Here is a 3598-nt window from a genome sequence, read left to right on the forward strand (position 1 = left end):
CGAGGCCGACCTCCTCAGCCCGCCCGACGTCCAGCCCTTCTACCGCGGCGACCTGCAACGTCCGCTGATCCCCTCATGATCACGCCGCGCTGAGTCTCCCGCCCCGCCCGCCGACACTCGCCCCACAGGAACAGCTGATGCGGGGAATATCTCACCGCAAGATGATTCGCCGTACAGGCGGTCTTGCTGTCGCGCCGTGATCGGCTATGGCGTCACGACGTGGCGGCTGCCACATTGGCGGTGGCGGCGGGCGTGGCGTCGGCCGGGGTGAACACCAACGGCGCGTCGTGCCAGCCGTTGCGCAAGATGTGGGTCAGTCGTCGTGGCTCGGCTGCGAGCTTCCAGGAACTGAATCTGTCGAGGAGCATGTTATAGAGCATGGCCGCCTCCATCCGCACCAGCTGGGCGCCGATGCAGATGTGGGGCCCGAATCCAAATCCAAGATGTGAGATGTCCTGGTCGCGGGTGATGTCGAAGGTCAGCGGATCGGGGAAAACATCCGGATCGATATTGCCTGCCGCGTAGAACAGGTAGACACGCTGGCCGGCCCGGATCTTTTGCCCGCGAATCTCCGCGTCTGTCAACAGGGTCCGCACAAACCCACGCGCGGGCGTGGTCCAGCGCAGAGCCTCATCGACGGCGGTCGGCATCAGCGAGCGGTCCGCCCGTAAACGTGCCAGCTGATCGGGGTGCCGCGCCAGAGCGATAGCCATTCCAGTCAGAAGAGATCGGGTGGTATCGGTACCCACCGCAAGCACGAGTGTGCAATACGTGATCAGCATTGCCTCAGACAATTTTTCGCCGTCCAGCGTCGCCTCAAGCAGCGTACTCATCAGATCTGAACCTGGGTGTTCACGCTTGCGGTCAAACTCAGAGAGGAAGAATTCGCTCATCTTCTTGAATTCCTGCCCCACGTCGTGCAGTTCGTCGGAAGTTAGAGTGCCGGATCCGATGTTCTCCAGCGCATCGCTCCAGCGACGGATACGCACCACATCCGACGTCGTCGTCCCCAGCAGACGCGAGGCGAACAGAATCGGCAGGCGCGAGGCCACCTTGTCGACGAAATCAATGGGCCGATTTGCATCGACGGAGTCCACAAGTTCTCGACAGCTCGCCTCCAGCTCTGCGCCCATCGTCGCAAGCGCGCGCGGAGTGAACGCTGGGGTGAGCAGTCGTCGAAGCTGCCGGTGGCGCGGTGAGTCGGTGTAGGGGAACAATTCTCCGGCCGGATCGAAGAACTCGTCGAGCAGCGGCTTGTCCTCGGTGTGCATGATTTCGGTGAGTAGCAGCCCGCCCGTCGGCGAGAATATGTCCTTACGCTGAGCGGCGAACCGGATGTCTTCGTGCTTGGTCAGGACGAACAAGTCCAATGGCGCGTAGTAGAAGACGGGCGCCTCTTGCTGCAAGCGCTGATAGCTCGGCACGGGATTCTCATAAAACGAGGGCTCCACGAGCTTCACCAGATCGATCAGTTCGTCGACCGCCATTGCGACCTCCCGTCGTTGGGTTTCACCGGTTGTTCCAGCCGCTGATTGGGCGCCGCCATCGTTCTGGTACCGGCCCTACTGCTCATCGTCGATCAACGTAATCGCACGTGTCGGGCAATTGATTGCCGCTCGGCGCACCAGCGGTTCCACATCCGCGTCCGGAACATCTTGCAGTACTTCGACGTAACCATCATCCGACACATCAAATACCGTCGGCGCGGTGCCCGCGCACAAGCCGTTGCCCGTGCACTTCGAGTGATCAGTCTGGATCCGCATCAGGACCAAACCTGCGCTCTCGAGCGCATCGCCTCTCGAGCGGTATCTAGGAGTTGCCGTCGCATTGTGTGTCTCTACCTACCGATACGTTCTGCGCCCTCGACTCTTGGCCGGTCACGCGAGTCGGGGCGTGCCCGCCGGCCGCTTGCATCAACAGCATAGGTCTTGTGGATCGATATAGTCAACAGTAGTGTTGATACATTTCTCACTGGATATTTCGCGCTGGAGCTGAAGACGTGAAGTTCGCCGATACGATCAACACCTTTGTTGGCGTTATGAGACCGGGTGTCCGGCGATGTCTGCCCAGCTAACCCCTCGGAAATCCCGACCCCGGTCACCGTCACCGATGCGCAAGGCTCTGCTACGTGGTGTGGCTGAAAGGAGTGGCCGTGGCAGCGGATGGCGAGGATCAGCCTCGACACAACGTGACCTCTGACCGGGGCATTGAGACCCTCCTGGACGGGCTCGTCGGCGACGCGCGACGCGATCGCGCGGAGTTGATCACGTGGCTACTGGATCGCGGTTTCACAGTGGACCAGGTAGCTGCATCGCTGACCCCGATGATGCTGCCCGCCAACCGTGTGATGGGTGACCACGGCGTCTATGTGTCACCGCGTGAGATGTCTCGGCTGAGCGGAATCGAGCTGGGGTCGCTGCAACAACTGATGCGCGCCGTGGGTCTACCGAGAATCGAGGACCCCGACGCCGCCGTGGTGCCTCTGGTGGATGGACAAGCGGTCGCACAGGCCAAATATCTTCTCGACATCGGGCTGGAACCAACCGAGGCGGTTGCGGCCCTGAAGGTGCTGACCGAGGGATTTGGACGGTTTGCCGCGATGATGCGGGAGCCCGCTTTCCGGCTGCTGGTTAAACCTGGTGCTAGCGAGATCGATATCGCTGCGGCCGCGGAGGCGTTGGCACAGGCGGCTATCCCCCACGCAGGGCCGATGTTAGAAAATCTACTACGCGTGCAGTATCGGCGCATGTTCGAGGCCGAAGCGATCGGAGTCGCCGAACGCGCGACTGGGTCACTACCCGGCGCCCGCCAGCTCTCGGTCGCCTTCGCCGACCTCGTCGGTTTCACGCATCTCGGCGAAATGCTTGTGCCAGAGGAGCTTGAGGGTCTCGCGCGTCGGCTGGCAGAACTCGCCCAGGACGTCGTGGTCCCGCCCGTGGTGTTCGTCAAGACCATCGGCGACGCGGTGATGCTGGTATCGCCGGACACGACGCGCCTGGTCGAGGTGGTGCTGGAACTCATCGATGCTGCTGCTGTGCAGGGCCTGCCGCGGTTGCGCGCGGGGACTGCGGCCGGACTGGCGGTCAACCGTGCCGGCGACTGGTTCGGCAGCCCGGTGAACATCGCGAGCCGGGTCACCGGCCTTGCGCGGCCGGGAACCGTGCTGGTCACCGATTCTGCGCGGCAATCCAGCGGTACGCCGGTAAATCTAGTCTGGGTGCCGGCAGGTGCTCACCGCCTCCGGGGCGTGCCCGGGCTGGTGGAGCTTTTCCGGGTTCATCGGGCCTCGCGCTGAGGGAGCCTGTCCGACCGCTGCATGCCCGATTGTCAGGACATCACTTGCCCGGCCAGCAGACCACCATCGATGACGTGCTGTCCCCCGGTGATGAAAGTCGAGTCGTCTGAGGCCAGAAACGCGATCAACGCCGCGACCTCGTCTACCTGGCCGATTCGCGCCAACGGCAAACCCGCGAAGAGGTCGCCGGCATCGAAGGTGGCGACGGCGTCGCTTCGGCTCATCGCGGTGTCGATCATTCCCGGATTCACCGCGTTCACCCGGATGTTGTCTCTCCCGAATTCCAGTGCGGCACAACGCGCG

The 3598-nt window shown here is 62.8% G+C and carries 4 protein-coding genes; 1 reads left to right on the plus strand and 3 read right to left on the minus strand.

The genetic code is table 11. The annotated features are described in order from the left end of the window. Positions 1-212: 212 nt before the first annotated feature. Both VNW74_RS02110 and VNW74_RS02115 read right to left on the minus strand, forming a co-directional pair. Positions 213-1487: a cytochrome P450 gene (locus VNW74_RS02110; RefSeq protein ID WP_325674956.1), complete on the minus strand. Its 1275-nt coding sequence runs from the start codon at positions 1485-1487 to the stop codon at positions 213-215. 75 nt (positions 1488-1562) lie between these two features. After that, positions 1563-1763 carry a ferredoxin gene (locus VNW74_RS02115; RefSeq protein WP_325674957.1) on the minus strand — a complete coding sequence of 67 codons (201 nt, stop codon included), beginning with the start codon at positions 1761-1763 and terminating at the stop codon, positions 1563-1565. 425 nt (positions 1764-2188) lie between these two features. On the opposite strand from VNW74_RS02115, the gene VNW74_RS02120 reads away from it, so the two are divergent. After that, on the plus strand, positions 2189-3295 hold the full coding sequence (locus VNW74_RS02120) for an adenylate/guanylate cyclase domain-containing protein (protein ID WP_325674959.1): 1107 nt from the start codon (positions 2189-2191) through the stop codon (positions 3293-3295). A 32-nt stretch (positions 3296-3327) separates the two neighbouring features. On the opposite strand, the gene VNW74_RS02125 is transcribed toward VNW74_RS02120, so the two are convergent. Further along, positions 3328-3598 (minus strand): SDR family NAD(P)-dependent oxidoreductase (locus VNW74_RS02125; RefSeq protein ID WP_325674958.1); only part of this gene is annotated, 271 nt, incomplete at its 5' end.

Origin of the sequence: Mycobacterium sp. (genome assembly GCF_035570115.1) — a bacterium.
GTDB lineage: Bacteria > Actinomycetota > Actinomycetes > Mycobacteriales > Mycobacteriaceae > Mycobacterium.